Raw genomic sequence first — 21,512 nt, 5'->3', positions numbered from 1 at the left:
CTTTCGGGGTTATGCCGAGGTTCGGCAATTCAACTGGAGCAGGTTCAACTCTCGCAAGGCCACCGAGAACTTGGCGAACTCGTGGGTACTCGTGGTCTTGAAGTCGGCCAACATATGGGTCCAACGGGACAAGAGTTGCTCATGCTCCGAAATCCAGTCGGCCAGTATGGTAGCGCATTCTCCCTGCTCTTTGCACCCTTCCAGTACCACAGATGTGAGACTGCGTTGCTGCCAGTCCAGATCTTCACGGAACGATGCCCGTGCCATTGCCTGCCAGTGGTTACCCACCGGCTGATGGTTGATCTGCTCGAGGAACCAGTGCAGATCCAGCTTGGCACCGAGACGATAGTAGACATTGGCGGCACGCAGTATGTCGGTCTTGTGCTCAGCGGCAATCTGCGCCAGATCCAGGCTGGAGAAGAGACTGCTCATATGGGCCACCTGACGGGCGATGGACTCGGGCACCTGCCTGGCCACCAGGGCTGTTACGGCCTGGCTGTGCTCTACCACTTCACTCTCGTCCATCACCTCATAGAGGTGCGAGCCCAATGTCTCGAACGCCGGACGGAAGAAGGCGATGTTCTCAGCGATGCTCCAGCTGCGATTGCGGGCACGCAGGAACCAGCGAGTAGCACGACGCACAATGCGGCGGCTGTAGAACATCAGCTCGAGCTGGGTCTGGGCATCCACCAGGTTGTCACACGCTTCGATGTCACGCCACAGGGCCCCCAGGCCAAACACCTCACGGGCCATGGCGAAGCAGCAAGCCACTTCCGCCACAGAGGCACCGGTCTCGTCCTTCATCCGGCTGGCGAAGTTGAGCCCCATGTCGTTGACCAGCATGTTGGCCACCCGGGTCGCAATGATTTCGCCACGCAGCGGGTGCTGGGCAAGCGCTGCACCAAACTGCTGCTGCAACTTGGCCGGGAAGCTGGTGACCAGCATGTTGGCCAGGAAAGGCTCCTCGGTTATCTCAGGGCAGTTGAGCTGCTCCTTGAGCACCATCTTGCCATAAGCCACCAGCACCGCCAGCTCGGGTCGGGTCAAGCCCTGCCCTGCCGCCATCCGCTCGGACAGCTCCTCATCGGATGGCAGGAACTCCAGCCCCCGATCCAGCTTGCCTTCGCGCTCCAGCCCCTGGATGAAGCGTTGCTGCTCTTTCAGTTGCTCGGTGCCACGGAAACTGGTGACCGAGATGGACTGGGACTGGCGGTAGGCGTTGGTAATGACAATTTGCGCCACATCGTCGGTCATCTCATACAACATCTGGTTACGCTGCTTGAGGGTCATATCACCGGCAGCCACCAGCTGGTTGAGCAGGATCTTGATGTTGACCTCGTTGTCGGAGCAATCCACCCCGCCCACGTTGTCGGTGAAGTCGGTGTTGATGCGCCCACCCTGGCTGGCGTATTCCACCCGACCGAGCTGGGTAAAGCCCAGGTTGCCACCCTCGCCGACGATGCGAGCACGCAGGTCGCGACCATTGACCCGCAGTACATCATTGCTGCGATCCCCCACTTCGGCGTCGCTCTCGCGGGCGCTCTTCACATAGGTGCCGATACCGCCGTTCCAGAGCAGGTCCACATTCAGACAGAGCAGCGCCTTGATCAGCTCGTTCGGGGCCATGCTGGCCTTGTCGGTACCAAGCAGTGTCTGGATCTGCGGGCTCAGCTTGATGGACTTGGCCGAGCGCAGGAAGATGCCCCCCCCTGCCGAGATGAGGTCACGGTTGTAGTCATCCCAGCTGGAGCCAGGCAGTTCGAACAGGCGCTTGCGTTCGACGAAGCTCTTGGCTGCATCGGGGGTCGGGTCGATGAAGATGTGCATGTGGTTGAACGCACCCACCAGCTGGGTGTGCTCGGAGAGCAGCATGCCGTTGCCGAACACGTCGCCGGCCATGTCACCCACCCCTACGCAGGTGAAGTCAGTGGTCTGGCAATTGATGCCGATTTCACGGAAGTGACGCTTGACCGATTCCCAGGCACCACGGGCCGTGATGCCCATCTTCTTGTGGTCATAACCGACCGAGCCGCCGGAGGCGAAGGCATCGCCGAGCCAGTGGCCATACTCCTGACTTATCTCGTTGGCGATGTCGGAGAAGGTGGCCGTCCCCTTGTCAGCCGCCACCACCAGGTAGTAGTCATCCTCGTCGTGACGCACCACGGATTTGGGCGGGATCACCTCGCCCTGAATGATGTTGTCGGTGACATCGAGCAGACCGCGGATAAACAGGCGATAACAGGCCTTTCCCTCTTCCTGGATAAGGGCCCGGGCGGCCCCCACCGGCATCTGCTTGCAGTAGAAGCCACCCTTGGCGCCCACCGGCACTATGACGGTGTTCTTCACCTGCTGTGCCTTGACCAGACCCAGCACCTCGGTGCGGAAATCTTCCTTGCGATCGGACCAGCGCAGGCCACCACGGGCCACCTTGCCCCAGCGCAGATGCACCCCTTCCACCCGCGGCGAGTAGACGAAGATTTCGAATTTGGGCAGCGGCAACGGCATGTCGGTAATGCTGGCCGGTGCCAGCTTGAAGGAGATGTAAGGCTTGATCTGCCCAGCCTTGTCCAGCTGGTAGTAGTTGGTACGCAAGGTGGCGTCGATCATCTCCACAAAGCGGCGGATGATGCGATCGTCGTCCAGGTTTGCGACTTGATCCAGTTTGGCCGCCAGCTGATCATGGAGCTTGGCCTGTACCTTGGCATCTTGCTTGCCGGCAGGATCGAGGCGCTGCTCGAACAGGGTAAACAGCAGTTGGGCGATGTCAGGATAACGGGTAAGCGTCTCTTCGATATAGGACTGGCTGAAGGAGACACCGGTCTGGCGCATGTATTTTGCGTAGGCACGCAGCACAGAAACCTGACGACCCGTGAGGCCGGCCCCCAGTACCAGACGGTTGAAGCCGTCATCTTCCAGCCCCTTGTTCCAGACGGCGGCGAAGGCTTCCTGGAAGCGCTGCTGGCTCTGCTCCAAATCAAAGGGCTGTTCACCGCGCAGCAACATGGAGAAGTCGAGGATCCAGAATATATCCCCTGAAGGGGTACGCACCTGATACGGGGTCTCACCGATCACCCGCAGCCCCATGTTTTCCAGCATGGGCAGTACATCGGAGAGGTGAATGGGCTCGGTGCGATGGAACAGCTTGAGGCGAACCCGGCGATCGTTCTCTTCTTCCTGAGCGCGGTAAAACAGCATGCCCAGCGGTTCGGCTTCGCTCAGATTGTCCAGCGCCATGATGTCGGCCACGGCAGATCCCGGCAGCACATCTTCCTTGTAGGCACGGGGGAAGGCGCTGCTGAAACGGCCACGCAAGGCATTGCCGCGGGCCTCGCCATAATGGGAGAGCAGCACGGAATCGAGTCGGTCGTCCCAGCTGCGGGCCGCTTCAATCAGGTTGTTCTGTACTTCGTTCACGTCCACATCCACGTTGTTATTGTTGACCCGCACTATGTATTGGGTCCGCGCCAGCACGCCTTCGGAGAAGTAGACGTTGAACTCCACCTCTTCGCTGCTGCCGAAATATTTCTGCAAAATCTGCTGGGTCTTGACTCGCAGCGCCGTGTTGTAGCGCTCCTTGGTGACATAGACCATGCAGGAGAAGAAACGACCGTAGACGTCGCGGCGCACGAACAAGCGCAACATGTCCCGCTCCTGCATCTCCAGCACACCGAGACCGGTGGCCAGCAGCTCCTCTTCACGAGCCTGGATCAGCTCGTCGCGGGGGTAGGTTTCCAGCACGTTGAGCAGCGCCTTGTAGGCGTGTGAACCCTTCTCGTGACCGGAGGAGGCCATGATGCGTTCCAGCCGGTGGCTGATAAGCGGGATCTGGGTAGCACTGGTGTTGTAGATGGAAGAAGCATAGAGACCGATGAAACGATCCTCCCCCACTACCTTGCCGTGCTCGTCAAAGCGCTTGATGCCGATGTAATCCACATAGGCAGGGCGGTGGACGCGGGACTTGCTGTTTGACTTGGTGAGGATAAGCAGGTCGGAGCTCAACGCAGCATGGCGGGCGCTGGCCGGCATATTGCCAAGGCGCTGCCCCTCATCCTTGATGGAGTTCTTCATCAGGCCCAGGCTGGATTCCGGCAGCGGCAGTATCTCGTGATCGCCCTCCACCGCCTTGACGTCATAGCGGCGATATCCCATCAGGGTGAAGTTGTGGGCAGCGACCCACTTGAGGAAAGCCACACAGGAGTTGACCTCCTCCTTGCTGACCGGGTTCTTGCGCTTGGGCAGCTCGTCGATGATCTCGTTCAGGCGACCCAGCATGGGTTGCCAGTCCCCCACCGCCAGTGCCACTTCCCCGGCAACCGAGTTGAGCTCGGCAGCCAGCGCATCCATCTGCTCATCACCGGTCAGGTGATCGATCTCGATGAGGAAGGCGGTTTCGACCGAGGTTTGTCCGGCCGTATTGTCGAGATCCAGAATGGCGCTGATCTTGCCTTCGTTGCCACGAATAAGGTGCAGCGGCTGGTGCAGCATCATGTGCGCCGTGATGTTCAAACGCTTGAGTGCCATCCGGATGGAGTCAACCAAGAAGGGAGAATCCTGCAGTATGATCTCGACTATGGTGTGGGGAGATTGCCAACCGTGGCGGGTCAGCTCGGGGTTGTAGACCCGGATGTAGGGTTGTGTGCTGGTACGCTGGTTGAGCGCATTCCACAGGCTGAGCGCGGCGCCGTAGAGATCGCTGTCATTGCGATCGTGCAGATCGGTGCTGGCCATGTTGCCATAGAACTTGGCAACGAAGCATTCGACCAGGGAGGCACTCTTCTTGGGCAACTTCTGATGGATCAGGCTGAGAACGTTTTCGAGCAGAACTGAGGTAGGGGCGTCTTTCAATGCCATTGCTATATTCCTTATCGGACGACATGAACCACCGACGGAAAGACATCCACCCTGGATGCCCACCGGTACAGAGTTGCTGCGAAGTGTAATGTCTTAGATCAAGGAAGGCGAGCAAAGGTGATAACGACTTGTTAAAAACAAGGGGCAGATCACGGCTTGAGCTGTGAAATATTTTGCCAATTCGGCAAAAAACAGAAAATCCCACTGGGTGATTACGGATTTACCGGATAGATAGTGACTGAAAGCAGATAATTACTCGGGATCCTGTTCGAATTTTGTTAACTTATGCGTTCCAGGCTGATAAAGCGATAATCATCCTGTGTTTTCAGCCGAAAATAGCCGTATACCCCACTGATAGTGACAAATGGCCGGATTTTTTCCAAGGCCAGCTCTATGGTGAGCCCCTGTTCGGTACGTACCACCAGACGCCTGGCGTGCCCCTGATACATCAACAGTATGTCATCGCTACTGAGTGACAGCCGAAAGGTAAACTGCTTCAACACTGACTCCTTCTCGATAGCGCCCGACCATGATGCGGTCACTGCGGCGCCTTGCTCGATGGTGTTTTCAACAAAAAGGGCAGGAGAGCCAGGCTCCCCTGCCCCGTCAACACTTACTGCTGTAGCGCCTTGCTCACCTTCTCGAACAGATCCCGTGCCAGTCCGTCCAGGTTGAACAGCCGGAGCAGCTCTGCGCGGATCAGGGCCTTGCGCCCTTCATCCAGTCGCTTGAACTGAATGAGCGGTGTGATGAGGCGAGAAGCAACCTGGGGATTGACCTCGTTGAGCTCGATGAGGATATCGGTCAGGAAACGGTAACCACTGCCATCGATGGCATGGAACTGCACCTGGTTGCTCATGGCAAAACTGCCGATCAGTGCTCGCAGCCGGTTCGGGTTGCGAATGCTGAAGGTGGGATGGGCCATCGCCTGACGAACCTCACTGAGGACATCGGTCGCCGGTTTGCTGCCCACCAGTCGCAGCCAGTTGTCCAGTACCAGCCCATCCCTGGCCCATTTGCCTTCAAAATCGGCCAGCAGTTCGGAACGGCACGGCAGCAGATAGCCGTTGGCCACCTGCAGCGCCGCCAGGGTATCGGTCATGTTGTCGGCATTGGCGTATTGCTGGCGCACCAGCGCATCAGCATGCGCGGCATCCAGTGCCGCCAGATAACCGAGCACAACCCCTTTGAGCGCACGCTTTGCCATATCGGCATGCACCACCTGATAGCCTTGCAGTTGCAGGCTCGCATAGGTGGTTGCCAATCGAGCGCCGAACGCTGCAGCAAGACGAGCATGAATAGCATCGCGCACCTGATGGATGGCATCGATATCGGCCACCTCGAACAGTTCGGCCAGGGTAGCTTCCCCCGGCAGGGCAAGGATCTCGGCCTTGAGTGCCGGATCCAGCGAGGCGTCGTCCAGGATGGCGACAAAGGCTGCCAGCAGGGTCTCGGAGACGTCGACTCCCTGCCCGTGCTGCACCTGCACAACCCCTTCCATCACCGCCTTGTTGATCAACATCTGGGCCGCATCCCAACGGGCAAATTCGTTACGGGCGTGGCGCATCAGGAAGGCCAGAGCCTCGTCGCTGTAGTCATAGTGCAGCTTGACCGGCGCACTGAAGTCCCGCAACAAAGAGGGAACCGGCTTGACTGGCACCTTATCGAAGATAAAGGTCTGCTCTGCTTCGAGCACGTCGAGCACCTGGCCTATTTCCTTACCCTGATATTGCAGCGGGATGACGGCGCCATTTTGGTCATACAGCTCGATGTCGAAGGGGATGTGCAGCGGCAGTTTCTGCGGCTGATCCTGAGTCGGCGGCGTGTGCTGGCTCACATGCAGGCGATAGACGCCGCTGGCAGCATCGTACTCATCGGTCACTGTCAGCTCAGGGGTGCCGGACTGGCTGTACCAGCGGCGGAACCGACCGAGATCTCGGCCTCCGGCATCTTCCATCGCCTGCACGAAATCATCACAGGTCACCGCCTGACCGTCAAAGCGCTCGAAATAGAAGCGCATACCCGCCTGGAAATTGTCTTCTCCCAGCAGGGTATGCAGCATGCGGATCACTTCCGACCCTTTCTCGTAGACGGTCAGGGTGTAGAAGTTGTTCATCTCGATCACCACATCCGGGCGGATGGGGTGGGCCATGGGGCCGGCATCTTCGGCAAACTGCGGACCGCGCACGGTACGCACATTGTTGATGCGGTTGACACCACGGGATCCCAGATCGGAAGAGAACTCCTGATCCCGGAACACCGTCAGCCCCTCTTTGAGGCTGAGCTGGAACCAGTCGCGGCAAGTGACCCGGTTGCCGGTCCAGTTATGGAAGTATTCGTGACCTATGACCCGCTCGATACCGTGGTAATCGCTGTCGGTGGCGGTGGCCGGGTTGGCCAGCACGAACTTGGAGTTGAAGACGTTTAGCCCCTTGTTCTCCATGGCGCCCATGTTGAAGAAGTCCACCGCGACGATCATATAGATGTCGAGGTCGTACTCGAGGCCAAAGCGCTGCTCGTCCCAGCGCATGGAGTTGATCAGGCTCTCCATGGCGAAACCTGCTCTGTCCAGGTTGCTCTTGTCAACGAAGATCTCGAGGGCTACCTTGCGGCCGCTTTTGGTAGTGTAGTGGCTGCGTTCCACATCGAAGTCACCGGCCACCAGGGCAAACAGGTAACTGGGTTTTGGGAAGGGATCCTGCCACTGCACGAAGTGGCGACCGCCATCCAGCTCACCGCTGTCGACCTTGTTGCCGTTGGAAAGCAGGAAGGGATACTTGGCCTTGTCGGCAGTGATCCTTGTGCTGTAACGGGCCAGTATGTCGGGGCGGTCCAGATAATAGGTGATGCGGCGAAAACCTTCGGCCTCGCACTGGGTACAGTAGGCATCACCTGACTTGTAGAGTCCTTCCAGCGCCGTGTTGGCGGCAGGATCCAGCAGTGTGACTATGGTCAGCACACATTCGGCCGGCAGGTTGAACAGGGTCAGGGTATTCTCACCCTGTTCGTACTCTTGATAAGGCACGCCATCCACGCTGACACTGTGCAGGGAGAGCCCCTCACCATCCAGTACCAGCGGCTCATTATGTTCACCGTTACGGCGCAGACGGGAGATGGCGGTGACCTGGGTCAGCGGATCCTGCAGTTGAAAATCCAGATCGATGCTGTCGATCCAGTAGAGCGGAGCCTGATAATCCTGGCGATATTTGGCCGTCATGGCCTGGGAGTGATCGGTCATTATTGTTTGCTTCCACGCTTGTAATTGACGTGTCAGAGGCTGTCACAACCGGTTGGCAGGGTCAAATAGTTTGCATTCAGGCAAAAGAAAGGGCGACCTGAGTCGCCCTTGTGTACCTGTTATTGCCAAGCCAACGTCAGCCTTGTTTGCTGAGTTTGGCCAGGTCCGCCGTGATATTGGCCGCTTCGATCAGATACTCGTCGGGGGCTTCAAAATCCGCCGGCAATTCGTCGAGACTCTTCACCGCAGGTTTGCCAAGGCGTGCCAGACGTTCGTTGGTGCGCAGCAGCGCCTTCTCGTCCTGCTTGGCCTGCTCTGCCAGACGTTCCGCCTCATTGAGGGAGACAGACTTCTTGTCCTGCTCCACCTTGTAGTCGGCAATGTCCTGCATCACATAGGCAAACTCGGGATCCTTGGCGATCCGTGCCTCGTGGGCCGTTTTCAGCTTGGGCAAGAGGCTGGCGAAGTTACCGAGCTTTTCGTAACTGGCCGAGGCAATCTTGTCCCAGGGCAAGGCGTTGAACTCGCGACTTTCACCCGTCTCATCCGGCGCAACCGCAGTGGGGAAACCGATGTCGGGAGCGACGCCCTTGTTCTGGGTGCTGCCACCGTTGATCCGGTAGAACTTGGCAATGGTGTATTGCACGTGACCCAGCGGCTGCTCGTAGAAGTCATAGACCTTGGCAAGGCTGCGATGCTGCTGCACTGTGCCTTTGCCGAACGAGTTCTCGCCGAGGATCAGGGCGCGGCCATAATCTTGCATGGCGGCGGCAAAGATCTCGGATGCAGACGCGCTATACCTGTCGATCATCACCGACATGGGGCCACCGTAATAGATGTTGCCATCGTCATCGCCATTGACCGTGATACGGCCCATGTGATCACGAATTTGCACCACGGGCCCGCCAGCAAAGAAGAGACCGCTCAGGGCAGAGGCTTCGGTCAGCGCACCGCCGCCATTGCCACGCAGATCGACGATCAGGCCTTCGATCTTCTGCTTGTTGAGGCTGGAGATCTCCTTGATCACGTCATCGTGCAGGTTGACGTAGAAACTCGGGATTTCGAGCACCCCAATTTTCTTGCCTTCCGCTGTGATCACTTTGGACTTGGCGGCCCTGTCTTCCAGGCGCACCTTGTCGCGGGTCAGCTCGATCTGCTCGGTCTTGACGCCGGCGCCCTTGCCGCGCTGGATCTCCAGCTTGACCTTGCTGCCTTTGGGTCCCTTGATGAGCTCGACCACGTCATCAAGACGCCAGCCAATCACATCGACAATCTTGCCATCGTCCTGCCCTACCCCGGTGATCTTGTCATCGGGTTTGAGGTGGTTGGACTTGGCAGCCGGGCCACCCGGCACCAGGGAGCGAATGACGGTAAAGTCATCCTCTGCCTGCAACACGGCTCCGATGCCTTCCAGCGAGAGGTTCATCTCGGTGTTGAAGCGATCGGCGCTGCGCGGGGAGAGATAACTGGTGTGCGGTTCGATGGCACGGGCGAAGGAGTTCATGAAGAGCTGGAACACATCCTCGCTCTCGGTCTGGGACATCCGCTTGATGGCGTTGTTGTAACGCTTGCCAAGCAGCTCCTTGATCTCCGGCCACTCCTTGCCGCTGAGCTTGAGGCTCAGGGCATCGAACTTGACCCGCTGGCGCCACAACTCGTTGAGTTCGCCTTCATCTTTGGGCCAAGCCGCCCCTTCCCGATCAAAGAGGTAATTGTCGGGCTGGGTAAAATCGAAAGGGGTATCGAGCAGTTTGAGGGCGTATTCGAACCGCTCATAGCGCCGCTGCTGACTCAGATTGAACATCTCGTAAGCAGGCGCCAGCCGTCCTCTTTCGAGATCGGTGTCAAAGCCGTTACGGTACTTTTCAAAGCGGCTGATATCAGAGGCCAAAAACAGGTTTCGGCTGTAGTCCAGATTCTCCAGATACTTGTCGTAAATCACGGAGGAAAAGGCATCGTCCAGCTTGAACTGCTTGTAATGCGAGCGGGTAAACAGATTGGCAATTCGCTTGCTAGCCGTAGCATGTTGGCTCTCTTGAGCCAACACAGGCAAATCACTTTCCTTGAGCACCGGCTCGATGGCCTGTGCAAGCCCGGCAAGCGCCAGGCTACAGGCAACGAGGGAAAAACGAATTACGCCATGCTTCAACATTTGTCTCCTTAGAGAACCAGATGCTCAAATTTGACCCGCAGCATCATGCCGGTCTGCAGTTGGACCTGAACGTCATCCTTGGTCACTTCCTTGATGGTCGCCGGCACCGGAGACTTGCCCAGCACGACCCTGACACCCTGATCCACTTTCAGATTGGCGGCATCGACCTTCACCAGAGGCGCATCGGCAACGACTGCCTTGGGTGCGGCCTTGGGCTTGTCAGATTTGGCAGCAGCATCAGCCTTGCGCGGGGCAGGACGACGGGGCTGCTTGGCCTTCTCTTCTTTATTGTTGGTGCGACGGCTGGCAAAGACACGCTCTTTGCTCTCTTTCAGCGCTTGCTTGGCGTGCTCGATGTGCTCTTCGGTGAGCAGCTCGCCCGGGTTGCCGTCCAGATCGACACGGGCCTGGCCGGCTTTGAGGCCATGCAGGTAACGCCAGCTGGAGGTGTATTGACGCAGTGCAGAGCGCAGCATGGTCTTGGAGACTCTGGCATCGTCAGCGAGACGCTCGGCCAAATCCTGGAAGATGCCAATCTTGAGCGGCTTGGCCTCTCCTTCAGCGATGAAGCAGGCCGGGAACTTCTCGACCAGGTAGGCAACGATCTCTTTACTGTTCTTCAGCTTTTCAGTGTTTTCCATGTATAACCTTGGCTTTCATATAAACGCGCGGGTACGCCCGAGCACAACACAACAAAGGCCCCATTATAGAGAGCTTGGGGCCTTTTGCGAACCATCTAGCAATGACTTAGAGCATGCTTTCCAATATTTGCACCGTTTCTTCGAGTCCAATCCGGTCTTTCTCATCAAAACGGTTAAAAATTGGACTGTCGATATCGAGCACGCCGATGATCTCGCCACCACGGCGCACCGGGATCACGATTTCGGCATTGCTGGCACCATCGCAAGCGATATGCCCTTCAAATTGATGCACATCGTCAATGAGCTGGGTTTTACCCTCAGCAACCGCAGTGCCGCATACCCCACGCCCGACTGGAATACGTACACAGGCCGGCTTGCCCTGAAAGGGCCCGAGTACCAGAGTATCTCCCTGCAACAGGTAGAAACCCACCCAGTTGATGTCGGTCAGCTCCAGTGCCAGCAAGGCGGAGAGATTGGCCAGATTGGCAATGAGGTCCGGCTCCCCTTCCAGCAGGGCCTGTGCTTGCTGGTTGAGTCCGCGATAAAATGCTTGTTTTTCAATCATGATTAAATGAACTTCACTCCTTGATAATCTGTGCAAGGTAACGCCCTGCCTGAAAATTTCAAATCAATTTTCACTTCAACCCCATCCTCTTCTTATTAAAGAAGAGGATTTAGCGGGCAACCGAGAGCGCCAGCTGCTGGCGCTGGCCATTGCTCCACTCGATATTGAGCAGCCAGATCATCATCGCCGAGGTACAGGATCCCACCATGGTCGTCCCCTGCCAGCCAGTGCCTGTGAACTCGAAACTGAGCGGTATGGTGCCCATGAACATGTCCCGTCCCTCCAGCCAGGCTTTTACCGGTTTGATCCCCGGATCCCCGCCCTGAAGCAGTATCATGAAGTCATGTTCGGCCTGTACCGGCAGCGACGCGATACTGACGGTCAAGGGTTTGTCACCCAGAACCGTGCTGCATGAGGTGTGAGACAGATCGCAGATTTGATCTTTTTCTGATCCCGCCACCTGGGCCTGCCCCCCGCCAAACCAGGTTCGATAGGCAACCAATCCGAGCAAAATAGCCAGGACGATCGCCAAGTGCACAATTTTGCGTGAAGTGAGTCTCTCTTTCATGAAAAAACAACCTTTTAAGATGCCTAAAAAATGACATTTTCGTGATCTCGCGCAAGGTAATTTATTAAGCAGGCGGGACCCGACGGAGCCAAATATATCACTGTTTATACTGTTATTTTACCTGTCGGTTCAGTATCATTCCCATTGAATTTTCATTTAGCTACTTTTTGCTTTTCCTTTCATTAACAGTTGTTAACAAGAGGCAGGGCAGTAGCCAATGATGTCGGTCCATGTCACTGGACACAAAAATCAAACAACAGCAGCATCGGAAGCGGAATACAACGATGAGCCATATAACTAACCATCCTGAGTACAACTACACCGTTGTTCGCCAGTTCACCGTCATGACAATTGTCTGGGGAATTGTCGGCATGTCGGTTGGCGTACTGATCGCAGCCCAGTTGATCTGGCCCGCCCTCAACTTCGAAACACCCTGGCTGACTTACAGCCGCCTGCGCCCTCTGCACACCAATGCGGTTATCTTCGCATTTGGCTGTAGCGCCCTGATGGCGACTTCCTTCTATGTGGTGCAACGCACCTGTCAGGTCAGACTGTTTGGAGGCAAGCTTGCCTCCTTCGTGTTCTGGGGCTGGCAGGCGATTATCCTCTCTGCCGCCATTTCGCTGCCGATGGGATTCACCTCCGCCAAGGAGTACGCAGAGCTGGAATGGCCGATTGATATTGCCATCACAGTGGTCTGGGTTGCCTATGCAGTGGTCTTCTTCGGCACCCTGGTCAAGCGCACCACCTCCCATATCTATGTGGCGAACTGGTTCTTCGGCGCCTTCATCATCACGGTTGCCGTGCTGCACATCGTCAATAACATGGAAGTGCCGCTTTCCGGCATGAAGTCCTACTCCATGTATTCCGGTGCCATGGATGCCATGGTGCAGTGGTGGTATGGCCACAACGCGGTTGGCTTCCTGCTGACTGCTGGTTTCCTTGGCATGATGTACTACTTCGTGCCCAAGCAGGCGGGACGTCCGGTTTACTCCTACCGCCTCTCCATCGTGCACTTCTGGGCGCTGATCTCCCTCTATATCTGGGCCGGTCCTCACCATCTGCACTATACCGCCCTGCCTGACTGGGCTCAGTCTCTGGGCATGGTGATGTCCCTGATCCTGTTCGTTCCCTCCTGGGGTGGCATGATCAACGGCATCATGACCCTGTCCGGTGCCTGGCACAAACTGCGTTATGACCCCATTCTGCGCTTCCTGATCGTGTCCCTGTCGTTCTACGGCATGTCCACCTTCGAAGGCCCCATGATGGCGATCAAGACAGTCAATGCCCTCTCCCACTACACCGACTGGACAGTGGGCCACGTTCACTCTGGTGCCCTGGGCTGGGTTGCCATGGTATCCATCGGCGCCATATATCACCTGATCCCGAACCTGTTCGATCAGGGCCGCATGTACAGCATCCGCCTGATCAACGTGCACTTCTGGCTGGCGACCGTGGGGACAGTACTCTACATCGTTGCCATGTGGATTTCCGGTGTGATGCAGGGTCTGATGTGGCGTGCAGTCAACGATGACGGCACCCTGACCTACAGCTTCGTAGAAGCGTTGCAGGCCTCTTATCCCTTCTACTTCGTGCGCTTCCTGGGAGGCTGCTTCTTCGTCACCGGCATGTTGCTGATGGCTTACAACGCCTATCGCACCATCTCTGCGCCCAAGGGTTCCCTGGAACCTGTCGCCACGCCCGCATGATTGAAGAGGTCAACCCATGAGCAACAATAACCGTCACGAGATCTTTGAAAAAAGCGTACCCATGCTGGTGGTCGGCATCATCTTTGCCATCAGCCTGGGGGGGCTAGTTGAAATCACCCCGCTGTTCTTCCAAAAGCAGACCACTGAGCCGGTGGAGGGCCTCAAGCCCTATACCGCCCTGCAGATGGAAGGACGCGACATCTTCATTCGCGAAGGCTGTACCAACTGCCACAGCCAGATGATCCGTCCGTTCCGGGCCGAAACCGAGCGTTACGGTCACTACTCGGTCGCTGGTGAAAGTGTGTGGGAGCACCCCTTCCTGTGGGGCTCCAAGCGTACGGGTCCGGACCTGGCCCGTGTGGGCGGTCGTTACTCTGACGACTGGCACCGAGCTCACCTCATCAACCCGCGCGATGTGGTGCCTGAGTCCAACATGCCTGGCTACCCCTGGCTCGATACCACTGTGATGACAGGTGAACTGACTGGCAAAAAGCTGGCCCTGTTCCGTGATCACTTTGGCGTGCCCTACACAGAGGCCGACGTGCAAGGTGCAGGCGACGCCGTCAAGGGCAAGACAGAGCTCGATGCGTTGGTAGCCTATCTGCAATCACTGGGTCATGCCCTGAAATAAGGAGTCAGGATATGGATTACGGCACATTTCGCGGCCTTTATACCCTGCTGTTGATGGCCATCATGATCGGCATCATCGTCTGGGCATACAGCAAACGCCGCAAGGCCTCTTTCGACGAGGCAGCCAACCTGGTTTTTGCCGATGACGAGCAACCCGGTGCTGATAACAAAAACGCAGGAGCGAAACAATAATGAGCACTTTGTTTAGCATTTTTGTGACCGTCATAAGTCTGGGAACCATTCTCGGCTGCTTCTTGCTGCTGGTGTGGTGCCTGCGGGACAAGATGGGTGTAGAGGAAGGCAAGTCCATGGGACACGCCTTCGACGGCATCGAAGAGATCAACAATCCGCTGCCGAAGTGGTGGACCTATATGTTCATCTTCTTCATCGTCACCGGCCTGGTCTACCTGCTGGCCTTCCCGGGCCTGGGCAACTGGAAGGGTCTGCTGGGCTGGCAGAGCTCCAATCAGGATGTTCGCTCCCTGGCGGAGTCCAAGGCGGCGGCAGCCTCTGCCAAGGCTGAAGGGCGTGCGGTGGAGTATGACCGTGAGCTGCTCAAGGCTGACGAGATCTACGGCGCCAAGTTCCGCGAGCTGACCTATCAGACAGACGGCAAGACTTACAAAGATATCACCGAGATCGCCAAGGATCCGGAAGCACTGAAAGTCGGACAACGCCTGTTTCTGCAGAACTGTTCCCAGTGCCACGGCTCCGATGCCCGCGGCGGTCGCGGTTTCCCGAACCTGACCGACAGCGAATGGCAATGGGGCGGAGAGCCTGCCCAGATCAAGACCACCATAATGGGCGGTCGTCAGGGTGTGATGGCTGCCTGGGGCGAGATCCTGGGCAAGGACGGCGTCAAGGAAGTGGCCTCCTACGTGCTGGGTCTGTCCGGTCGCAAGGTTGACCTGGTGGAAGCCAAGAAAGGGGAAGCCCGCTTTGCCGTCTGCGCCGCTTGTCACGGTCCGGATGCCAAGGGACGGATCGCCTTCGGTGCCCCAGACTTGACCAACAACATCTGGCTGTACGGCGGTTCCCGTCAGGTGGTCGAGCAGACCATCACCCACGGTCGTCACGGTGTGATGCCAGCCTGGCAGGATATTCTGGGTGAAGACAAGGTGCACCTGCTTGCCTCCTACGTTTACAGCTTGTCCCACACCGACAAGTAAAATCAGCAGTAACATGTGATAAGCACGTGATTACTCAGCAAAAAGCCTCGACTCTTCGAGGCTTTTTGTTATCTTGTGTTGGCTAAATCCCCTCTATTTCGTTAATCACAGGTTTCACGGTAGTAGCACTATGTCCCAACCCTGGTATCGCCAATTTTGGCCCTGGTTTATCATCGCCCTCCCGGCCGCCGCCGTGATTGCCGGCATCAGCACGGCAATCATCGCCAGCAAGGATGGGGTCAATCTGGTCGCAGAAGACTATTACAAACAAGGCAAAGAGATTAATCAGGACTTGAGCAAGTTCGATCGATCCGAAGCGCTCAATATCCGCATTGCGCTGGAAGTGAACGGCAACGAGCTGACTCTCAAGCCCCTCTCGGGAGAGATCCCACCCCGTCAGGCCCTCTACCTCTCCCTGTTTCACCCGACCCTGGCCGGCATGGACAGCGAACACATGGTGACTGCTGATGCCAGCGGCGTTTATCGCCTGCTGCTCGACCAGCCCTTGAGTGGCAAGTGGCATATACGGGTCGATGCCTTCGACCATGAGTGGCGGTTGCAAGAGACAGTCCAGCTCCCGACCACTGCACCCGTCGAACTCGATCCCAAAGGGCGTTAAGTCATGACAGGCGGTTTTTACTGTGGCGAGCCGGTTGCCGCCAACAGTCCAGGTGCCCTGCTTGCCATCCCCCGGGGTAACACACCATGAAGGCTTGCTTTCATTGCGGCGAGCCGGTTCCCGCCAGCCACTATGCCCTCGAGATAAAGGGCATAGTGGAACCCATGTGCTGCCCGGGCTGTCAGGCCGTGGCAGAAACCATCATGGAGTGCGGTCTCTCCAGCTATTACGATCACCGCACAGCGCCCGGAACCAAGGGAGAACTGGTGCCCGAAGAGCTGGCAGCACTCACCCATTATGATCTTGCCGAAGTGCAACAGGATTTTGTCACCAACAGCGGCACGGGCAGCCACCGGGTGCGAGAAATCCAGCTCAGCGTTGAGGGGCTTACGTGCGCCGCCTGTGCCTGGCTTATCGAACGCCATCTGACCGGCCTTGCCGGTCTGCACTACATCAACGTCAACACCACTACTCACCGCGCCCGCATCAAGTGGGATCCGGACCAGCTTTCGTTGAGCGACATTCTCAAGGGATTCGCCAAGATAGGCTATCGAGCCTACCCCTTCCAGACCCACACCCAAGAGGCTATCTACGCCAAAGAAGTGCGCAACTACATGTTCCGGCTGGCGCTGGCGGGCCTGGGGTCCATGCAGGTGATGATGTGCGCCGTGGCGCTCTACATGGATCTCTTCATCAGTGTCGAGGATGAGTTCATGGTCTACTTCAAGTGGATCAGCCTCTTGCTCTCGACCCCCATCATGATCTATTCGGCCCAGCCCTTTTACGTGGGGGCATGGCGCAGCCTGAAACAGGGCCACCTCTCCATGGACGTGTCGGTGTCGCTGGCACTGATCGGCGCCTTCGTCGCCTCCATGTGGGCCACCGTCTTCAACACGGGTGAGGTCTATTACGACTCCATCACCATGTTTGTCTTCTTCTTGCTGCTGGGACGTTTTCTGGAGTTGCGGGCTCGGCGCAAGGCGTCCGAGTCCAGCTCCAACCTGGCACGGCTGGTGCCCATCATGGCCACCCGCATTGATGAGGAGGGTGAACACGAGGTGGCGGCCAAGACCTTGCAGGCCGGCGATCGGGTACGAGTGCTGGCCGGTGCTACCCTGCCGGCGGACGGCATCATTGTCGAGGGACAGGCCAGCCTCAACGAATCCATGCTGACCGGCGAGCAATTGCCACTGCTCAAGCAGATGGGCGACAGCGTCTATGCCGGCACCATCAACACGGATGCACCGCTTCAGATCAGGGTCAGCCATCGCATCGAAGAGTCGCGCATCGCCCAGATCATGCGGCTGCAGGATCACGCTCTCGACGACAAGCCAGCCATCGCCCAGATGGCGGATGTGCTCTCCCGCCACTTCATCCTGGTGCTGCTGATCATTGCCGCAGCCGTGTGGACCTTCTGGCACTTCCATCAACCGGAGCAAGCCTTCTGGGTCACCCTGGCCGTGCTGGTCGCCACCTGTCCCTGCGCCCTGTCGCTGGCCACGCCGACCGCCCTCACCTCGGCCACCGCACGCCTCACTCGCTCCGGTATTTTGTTGCGTCGCGGCCATGTGCTGGACGTGCTGACCAAGGCCAACCGGATAGTGATGGACAAGACCGGCACCCTGACCACGGGCAATATCAGCCTGACCAGCACAACGGCGCTGGCGGAGCTGAGCGAAGATCAATGCCTCGCCATCGCACGGGCACTGGAAGCCTATTCCGAGCACCCCATCGCCCGCGCGTTTAAAAGCACGGCAGCCGACGACGTCTTGCTGCCTGCAAGCGAGGTGGTCCCAGTCATCGGCCACGGTATTGAGGGGTGTGTGGCAGGCAAGCATTATCGCATCGGCAGCGCCCGCTGGCTGGCTCTGCCCACAGAGCACACTGCCAGCCAGGGCCTTGCCATCTATCTGGCGGATGAATCCCGAGTGCTGGCCCGCTTTATCCTGGCCGATACGCTGCGCCCGGATGCCAGGGCCCTGATCCAGGCCTTCAAGGCCGCCGGTTTGCAGACCACCATTCTCACCGGTGACAGCTCAGCCCAGGCTGACGAAGTGGCCCGCGAGCTTGGAGTGGATGAGCTGGTAAAAGGTGTCACCCCGGATGGCAAGCTGGCCTACCTCAAGGCGCGCGAAGCCCAAGGTGATATCAGCATCATGGTGGGTGACGGCATCAACGATGCCCCCGTACTGGCTGGAGCCCACGCCTCTTTTGCCATGGCGGGCGGCACGGATCTTGCGAAAAACAGCGCAGATGCCATCCTGTTGGCCGATGACCTGTCGCGCCTGCTGGACGCCCGCACCCTGGCCATCCGCACTCGCAAGATCATCAAGGAGAACTTCGCCTGGTCCATCGGCTACAACCTGCTGGTGTTGCCGCTGGCGGCCAGCGGCTGGTTACCCCCCTATCTGGCGGCAGCTGGCATGTCCTTGAGCTCCCTCATCGTGGTCACCAACTCCATGAGGCTCAATCGCTGAACCGTGAAGACGGCGTGCTCATGCGAATATGAGCGCGCCAACACATATTGAATGAAGAGGGATCCTGGCCGGTAACTGGTTTACCATGACCACTCTCATAGCAAGGCTTGCATCATGAACATCATCTTCGTCCTGATCCCCATCGCCATCCTGTTTGTCATCATCGCAGGCGCCGTCTTCTTTTGGGCCATTCGCTCCGAGCAGTTTGAAGATCTCGACCGCCAGGGATCCAACATACTGTTTGATGAAGACAAACCTGCCCAGAAACCCATCGAGTCCAAGTCCGATGACCGCCAGCCTTGATCTGCTAGGGGCCCTGCTGGTGGGGCTTGCAGGATCTGGCCACTGCATCGGCATGTGTGGTGGCGTCTCGGCCGCCCTCTCCATGGCCATTCCCCCCGAGAAACAGCACTTTTGGGGCCGACTTGGCTATCTCCTCAACTACAACTTGGGACGGATCCTCAGCTATGTCATCGCTGGCGCTCTGGTAGGCGGGCTGCTGGCCACCACCAGCGAGCTCGGTGCAGGCAAACATGCCATCGCCGGATTGCGGCTGATGGCGGCGCTCTTGATGATAGCGCTCGGCCTGTACCTTGCCGGCTGGTGGCAAGGCATACTGCTGCTCGAGCGGATCGGTGCCCGACTCTGGCCACGGATCAAGCCGCTGGCAGGCAAGTTTCTTCCCTTCACCTCGGCCTGGCAGGCGTTCCCTTTCGGCATGATATGGGGCTGGCTGCCCTGCGGTCTGGTTTACTCCATGCTGACCTGGAGTGCCGCAGCTGGCTCTGCCAGTGGCGGGGCACTGATCATGCTCTGCTTTGGCATGGGGACACTGCCGACACTCTTTGCACTGGGGGGACTGGCGGACCGGCTGCGCTACTGGCTGACCTTGCGCAGTTTGCGTCAAGGCGGGGCTGTTTTGCTCATTGCATATGGGCTGCATACCCTCTGGGTCGGGATAGCGTCCTTTTGAAACCCTATCCAAAACGGATGAGTTGATGGTAAACTTGTTTGATATAAATCAATTATTCGTATGAGCCTATGATCCCGGAAAAGAAACCTGGCAGACGTATTCAGAGCGGTGGCTGTGCAATTCATTGCCAGGATTGCAGCATCAGCCAGCTCTGCATTCCCTTCACTCTGAACGACAGTGAACTCGATCAGCTCGACAGCATCATTGAGCGCAAGAAGCCGATCCAGAAGGGTGAGGAGCTGTTCAAAGCCGGCGATGAGCTGAAGTCGCTCTATGCGATCCGTTCCGGGACCATCAAGTCATACACCATCACAGAACAGGGTGACGAGCAGATCACCGCTTTTCACCTCGCAGGGGACTTGGTTGGCTTTGATGCCATTCACAAGCATGCGCATCCGTCCTTTGCCCAGGCGCTGGAAACGGCCATGGTGTGCGAGATCCCGTTCGACGTACTCGACGATCTCTCCGGCAAAATGCCCAAGTTGCGCCAGCAAATCATGCGACTGATGAGCAACGAAATCATGGGCGATCAGGAGATGATACTGCTGCTCTCCAAGAAGAATGCGGAAGAGCGCCTCGCCGCCTTCCTGCACAATCTGTCGGTGCGTTTCTCCGAGCGCGGCTTCTCCGCCAAGGAATTCCGCCTCTCCATGACCCGGGGTGATATCGGCAACTATCTAGGCCTCACGGTGGAGACCATCAGCCGTCTGCTTGGCCGTTTTCAGAAGTCCGGCCTCATCAGCGTCAAAGGCAAATACATTACCGTGCTGGATCAGATGGCCCTCGGCGTCATGGCTGGCGCCCCCCGTCCTGCCTGCGGTTAATTTCCCCTCTGTCTGCCCTCGTTGCCGGATCGGTTTAGTCTGAAATTTGATCCGGCACATGTCCCCCAGCCTCCTCCTGAGCTAAGCTGTAATGGCTAAAGGTCTGTCATCATTGGTATTTTTGCCAAGGAGGAAGAGAACATGGTCAAGTACCGAAAAATTCTGGTTGTTATCAACCCGGAAGAAGAGCGGCAAGTTGCCCTCGAACGTGCGGTCAAAGTAGCTGAGCTCGATGAAGGCGCTCAACTGACCCTGTTACTCACTATTTATGACTTCTCGTACGAAATGACCGCCATGCTGTCGGTGGATGAACGGGAAGAGATGCGCCACGGCGTGATCGCCCAGCGTCGTGAATGGCTAGACGACATTCTCAAACCCTACCGTGCCAAGGGACTGGACTACGAGGTCAAGGTAGTCTGGCACAATCGTCCCTTCGAGTGTGTCATTCAGGAAGTCCTGGAGAATCGCCACGATCTGGTGGTCAAAGCGACCCATCATCACTCCTTCCTGCAAACCTTCATCTTTACTCCGACCGACTGGCATCTGCTGCGCAAGTGCCCCTGCCCTGTCCTGCTGGTCAAGGAGGGCCACTGGCAACGGGGTGGCAACATCATTGCGGCCATCAACTGCTCCAGCGACGATCAGGATCAGAAAGTGCTGAACGAACGGATCACGGAGGAAGGCATTGGTATCGCCGAGTTGCTCGGCTCCAACCTTTATCTGGTCAATACCTATCCCGGTACCCCGGTCAATGTGGCCATAGAGTTGCCGGAGTTCGACCCAAACGCTTACAACGAGGCTATTCGCAAACACCATGAGAGCCTGCTGCTGAGCCATGCCGACAAATATGGCATAGGCCATCTGTGGACCCGGGTGGCGGAAGGATTGCCGGAAGAGGTGTTGCCCGACCTGGCTGACGACCTGCAAGCCACCCTGATGATCATGGGGTGTGTCGGTCGCACCGGCCTCTCTGCCGCCCTGCTCGGCAATACCGCCGAACACGTGGTAGACAGACTTTCCTGCGACATCCTGATCCTCAAACCCGACGATTATAGCTGCCCGGTAGACAGCCGGCGTCGTCAATCATAAGGCGCCT

At 57.7% G+C, this 21,512-nt stretch carries 17 protein-coding genes; 10 read left to right on the top strand and 7 right to left on the bottom strand.

The genetic code is table 11. The features are described from left to right. Window positions 1-9: 9 nt before the first annotated feature. The 7 genes from ONZ54_RS11650 to ONZ54_RS11620 form a co-directional block, all read right to left on the bottom strand. Window positions 10-4,851: an NAD-glutamate dehydrogenase gene (locus ONZ54_RS11650; RefSeq protein WP_256688337.1), complete on the bottom strand. Its 4,842-nt coding sequence runs from the start codon at window positions 4,849-4,851 to the stop codon at window positions 10-12. Between the two features lie 278 nt (window positions 4,852-5,129). Beyond that, the gene (locus tag ONZ54_RS11645) at window positions 5,130-5,351 is read right to left on the bottom strand and encodes a DUF2835 domain-containing protein (RefSeq protein WP_005315647.1); all 222 of its coding nucleotides are present in this window, start codon (window positions 5,349-5,351) and stop codon (window positions 5,130-5,132) included. A gap of 113 nt (window positions 5,352-5,464) precedes the next feature. Beyond that, the gene (gene pepN / locus ONZ54_RS11640; protein WP_271788229.1) at window positions 5,465-8,089 is read right to left on the bottom strand and encodes an aminopeptidase N; all 2,625 of its coding nucleotides are present in this window, start codon (window positions 8,087-8,089) and stop codon (window positions 5,465-5,467) included. 136 nt (window positions 8,090-8,225) lie between these two features. After that, window positions 8,226-10,241, bottom strand: coding sequence for a carboxy terminal-processing peptidase (prc, locus tag ONZ54_RS11635; protein ID WP_021138725.1), 2,016 nt, complete (start codon window positions 10,239-10,241; stop codon window positions 8,226-8,228). Between the two features lie 8 nt (window positions 10,242-10,249). Further along, window positions 10,250-10,882, bottom strand: a complete 633-nt coding sequence (proQ, locus tag ONZ54_RS11630) for an RNA chaperone ProQ (protein ID WP_017412180.1) — start codon at window positions 10,880-10,882, stop codon at window positions 10,250-10,252. 106 nt (window positions 10,883-10,988) lie between these two features. Beyond that, the gene (locus ONZ54_RS11625) at window positions 10,989-11,447 is read right to left on the bottom strand and encodes a GAF domain-containing protein (RefSeq protein WP_005315627.1); all 459 of its coding nucleotides are present in this window, start codon (window positions 11,445-11,447) and stop codon (window positions 10,989-10,991) included. 109 nt (window positions 11,448-11,556) lie between these two features. After that, window positions 11,557-12,015: a hypothetical protein gene (locus tag ONZ54_RS11620; RefSeq protein WP_271788228.1), complete on the bottom strand. Its 459-nt coding sequence runs from the start codon at window positions 12,013-12,015 to the stop codon at window positions 11,557-11,559. 284 nt (window positions 12,016-12,299) lie between these two features. Here ONZ54_RS11620 and ccoN point away from each other — a divergent pair, with 284 nt between their 5' ends. From ccoN to uspE, 10 genes are all read left to right on the top strand, one after another. Next, complete coding sequence (gene ccoN, locus ONZ54_RS11615; RefSeq protein WP_219592367.1) at window positions 12,300-13,724, top strand: cytochrome-c oxidase, cbb3-type subunit I; 1,425 nt, start codon at window positions 12,300-12,302, stop codon at window positions 13,722-13,724. A gap of 16 nt (window positions 13,725-13,740) precedes the next feature. Next, window positions 13,741-14,355, top strand: a complete 615-nt coding sequence (gene ccoO / locus ONZ54_RS11610) for a cytochrome-c oxidase, cbb3-type subunit II (protein WP_005315614.1) — start codon at window positions 13,741-13,743, stop codon at window positions 14,353-14,355. Between the two features lie 11 nt (window positions 14,356-14,366). Beyond that, entirely contained in the window at window positions 14,367-14,546 is a 180-nt protein-coding gene (locus tag ONZ54_RS11605; RefSeq protein ID WP_005315611.1) for a CcoQ/FixQ family Cbb3-type cytochrome c oxidase assembly chaperone, read from the top strand. Next, entirely contained in the window at window positions 14,546-15,523 is a 978-nt protein-coding gene (gene ccoP / locus ONZ54_RS11600; protein ID WP_271788227.1) for a cytochrome-c oxidase, cbb3-type subunit III, read from the top strand. The genes ONZ54_RS11605 and ccoP overlap by 1 nt, the downstream gene beginning before the upstream one ends. A gap of 130 nt (window positions 15,524-15,653) precedes the next feature. Continuing rightward, window positions 15,654-16,142 (top strand): FixH family protein, encoded by a 489-nt coding sequence (locus ONZ54_RS11595; protein WP_021138722.1) that lies wholly within the window; start codon window positions 15,654-15,656, stop codon window positions 16,140-16,142. An 86-nt stretch (window positions 16,143-16,228) separates the two neighbouring features. Further along, window positions 16,229-18,619 carry a heavy metal translocating P-type ATPase gene (locus ONZ54_RS11590; protein WP_271788226.1) on the top strand — a complete coding sequence of 797 codons (2,391 nt, stop codon included), beginning with the start codon at window positions 16,229-16,231 and terminating at the stop codon, window positions 18,617-18,619. A 114-nt stretch (window positions 18,620-18,733) separates the two neighbouring features. After that, the gene (gene ccoS / locus ONZ54_RS11585; RefSeq protein ID WP_005315597.1) at window positions 18,734-18,922 is read left to right on the top strand and encodes a cbb3-type cytochrome oxidase assembly protein CcoS; all 189 of its coding nucleotides are present in this window, start codon (window positions 18,734-18,736) and stop codon (window positions 18,920-18,922) included. Then, complete coding sequence (locus ONZ54_RS11580; RefSeq protein WP_271788225.1) at window positions 18,906-19,592, top strand: sulfite exporter TauE/SafE family protein; 687 nt, start codon at window positions 18,906-18,908, stop codon at window positions 19,590-19,592. The genes ccoS and ONZ54_RS11580 overlap by 17 nt, the downstream gene beginning before the upstream one ends. Window positions 19,593-19,660: 68 nt before the next feature. Next, entirely contained in the window at window positions 19,661-20,416 is a 756-nt protein-coding gene (locus tag ONZ54_RS11575) for an FNR family transcription factor (RefSeq protein WP_005315591.1), read from the top strand. Between the two features lie 141 nt (window positions 20,417-20,557). Continuing rightward, window positions 20,558-21,505: a universal stress protein UspE gene (gene uspE / locus ONZ54_RS11570; protein ID WP_005315586.1), complete on the top strand. Its 948-nt coding sequence runs from the start codon at window positions 20,558-20,560 to the stop codon at window positions 21,503-21,505. Window positions 21,506-21,512 lie beyond the last annotated feature (7 nt).

Origin of the sequence: Aeromonas salmonicida (genome assembly GCF_028355655.1) — a bacterium.
Lineage (GTDB): Bacteria > Pseudomonadota > Gammaproteobacteria > Enterobacterales > Aeromonadaceae > Aeromonas > Aeromonas salmonicida.
Note: the sequence above shows the minus strand (reverse complement) of the source record. Positions and strands in the feature narration are given on the sequence as shown.

Excerpts from the sequence above, each read along its gene's own strand:
- ONZ54_RS11650 (WP_256688337.1), bottom strand. The coding sequence starts at position 4,851 with ATGGCATTGAAAGACGCCCCTACCTCAGTTCTGCTCGAAAACGTTCTC.
- ONZ54_RS11580 (WP_271788225.1), top strand. The coding sequence starts at position 18,906 with ATGACCGCCAGCCTTGATCTGCTAGGGGCCCTGCTGGTGGGGCTTGCA.
- ONZ54_RS11595 (WP_021138722.1), top strand. The coding sequence starts at position 15,654 with ATGTCCCAACCCTGGTATCGCCAATTTTGGCCCTGGTTTATCATCGCC.
- ccoP (WP_271788227.1), top strand. The coding sequence starts at position 14,546 with ATGAGCACTTTGTTTAGCATTTTTGTGACCGTCATAAGTCTGGGAACC.
- ONZ54_RS11625 (WP_005315627.1), bottom strand. The coding sequence starts at position 11,447 with ATGATTGAAAAACAAGCATTTTATCGCGGACTCAACCAGCAAGCACAG.
- ONZ54_RS11590 (WP_271788226.1), top strand. The coding sequence starts at position 16,229 with ATGAAGGCTTGCTTTCATTGCGGCGAGCCGGTTCCCGCCAGCCACTAT.
- uspE (WP_005315586.1), top strand. The coding sequence starts at position 20,558 with ATGGTCAAGTACCGAAAAATTCTGGTTGTTATCAACCCGGAAGAAGAG.
- pepN (WP_271788229.1), bottom strand. The coding sequence starts at position 8,089 with ATGACCGATCACTCCCAGGCCATGACGGCCAAATATCGCCAGGATTAT.
- prc (WP_021138725.1), bottom strand. The coding sequence starts at position 10,241 with ATGTTGAAGCATGGCGTAATTCGTTTTTCCCTCGTTGCCTGTAGCCTG.
- ONZ54_RS11605 (WP_005315611.1), top strand. The coding sequence starts at position 14,367 with ATGGATTACGGCACATTTCGCGGCCTTTATACCCTGCTGTTGATGGCC.
- ccoS (WP_005315597.1), top strand. The coding sequence starts at position 18,734 with ATGAACATCATCTTCGTCCTGATCCCCATCGCCATCCTGTTTGTCATC.
- ONZ54_RS11575 (WP_005315591.1), top strand. The coding sequence starts at position 19,661 with ATGATCCCGGAAAAGAAACCTGGCAGACGTATTCAGAGCGGTGGCTGT.
- ONZ54_RS11620 (WP_271788228.1), bottom strand. The coding sequence starts at position 12,015 with ATGAAAGAGAGACTCACTTCACGCAAAATTGTGCACTTGGCGATCGTC.
- proQ (WP_017412180.1), bottom strand. The coding sequence starts at position 10,882 with ATGGAAAACACTGAAAAGCTGAAGAACAGTAAAGAGATCGTTGCCTAC.
- ccoO (WP_005315614.1), top strand. The coding sequence starts at position 13,741 with ATGAGCAACAATAACCGTCACGAGATCTTTGAAAAAAGCGTACCCATG.
- ccoN (WP_219592367.1), top strand. The coding sequence starts at position 12,300 with ATGAGCCATATAACTAACCATCCTGAGTACAACTACACCGTTGTTCGC.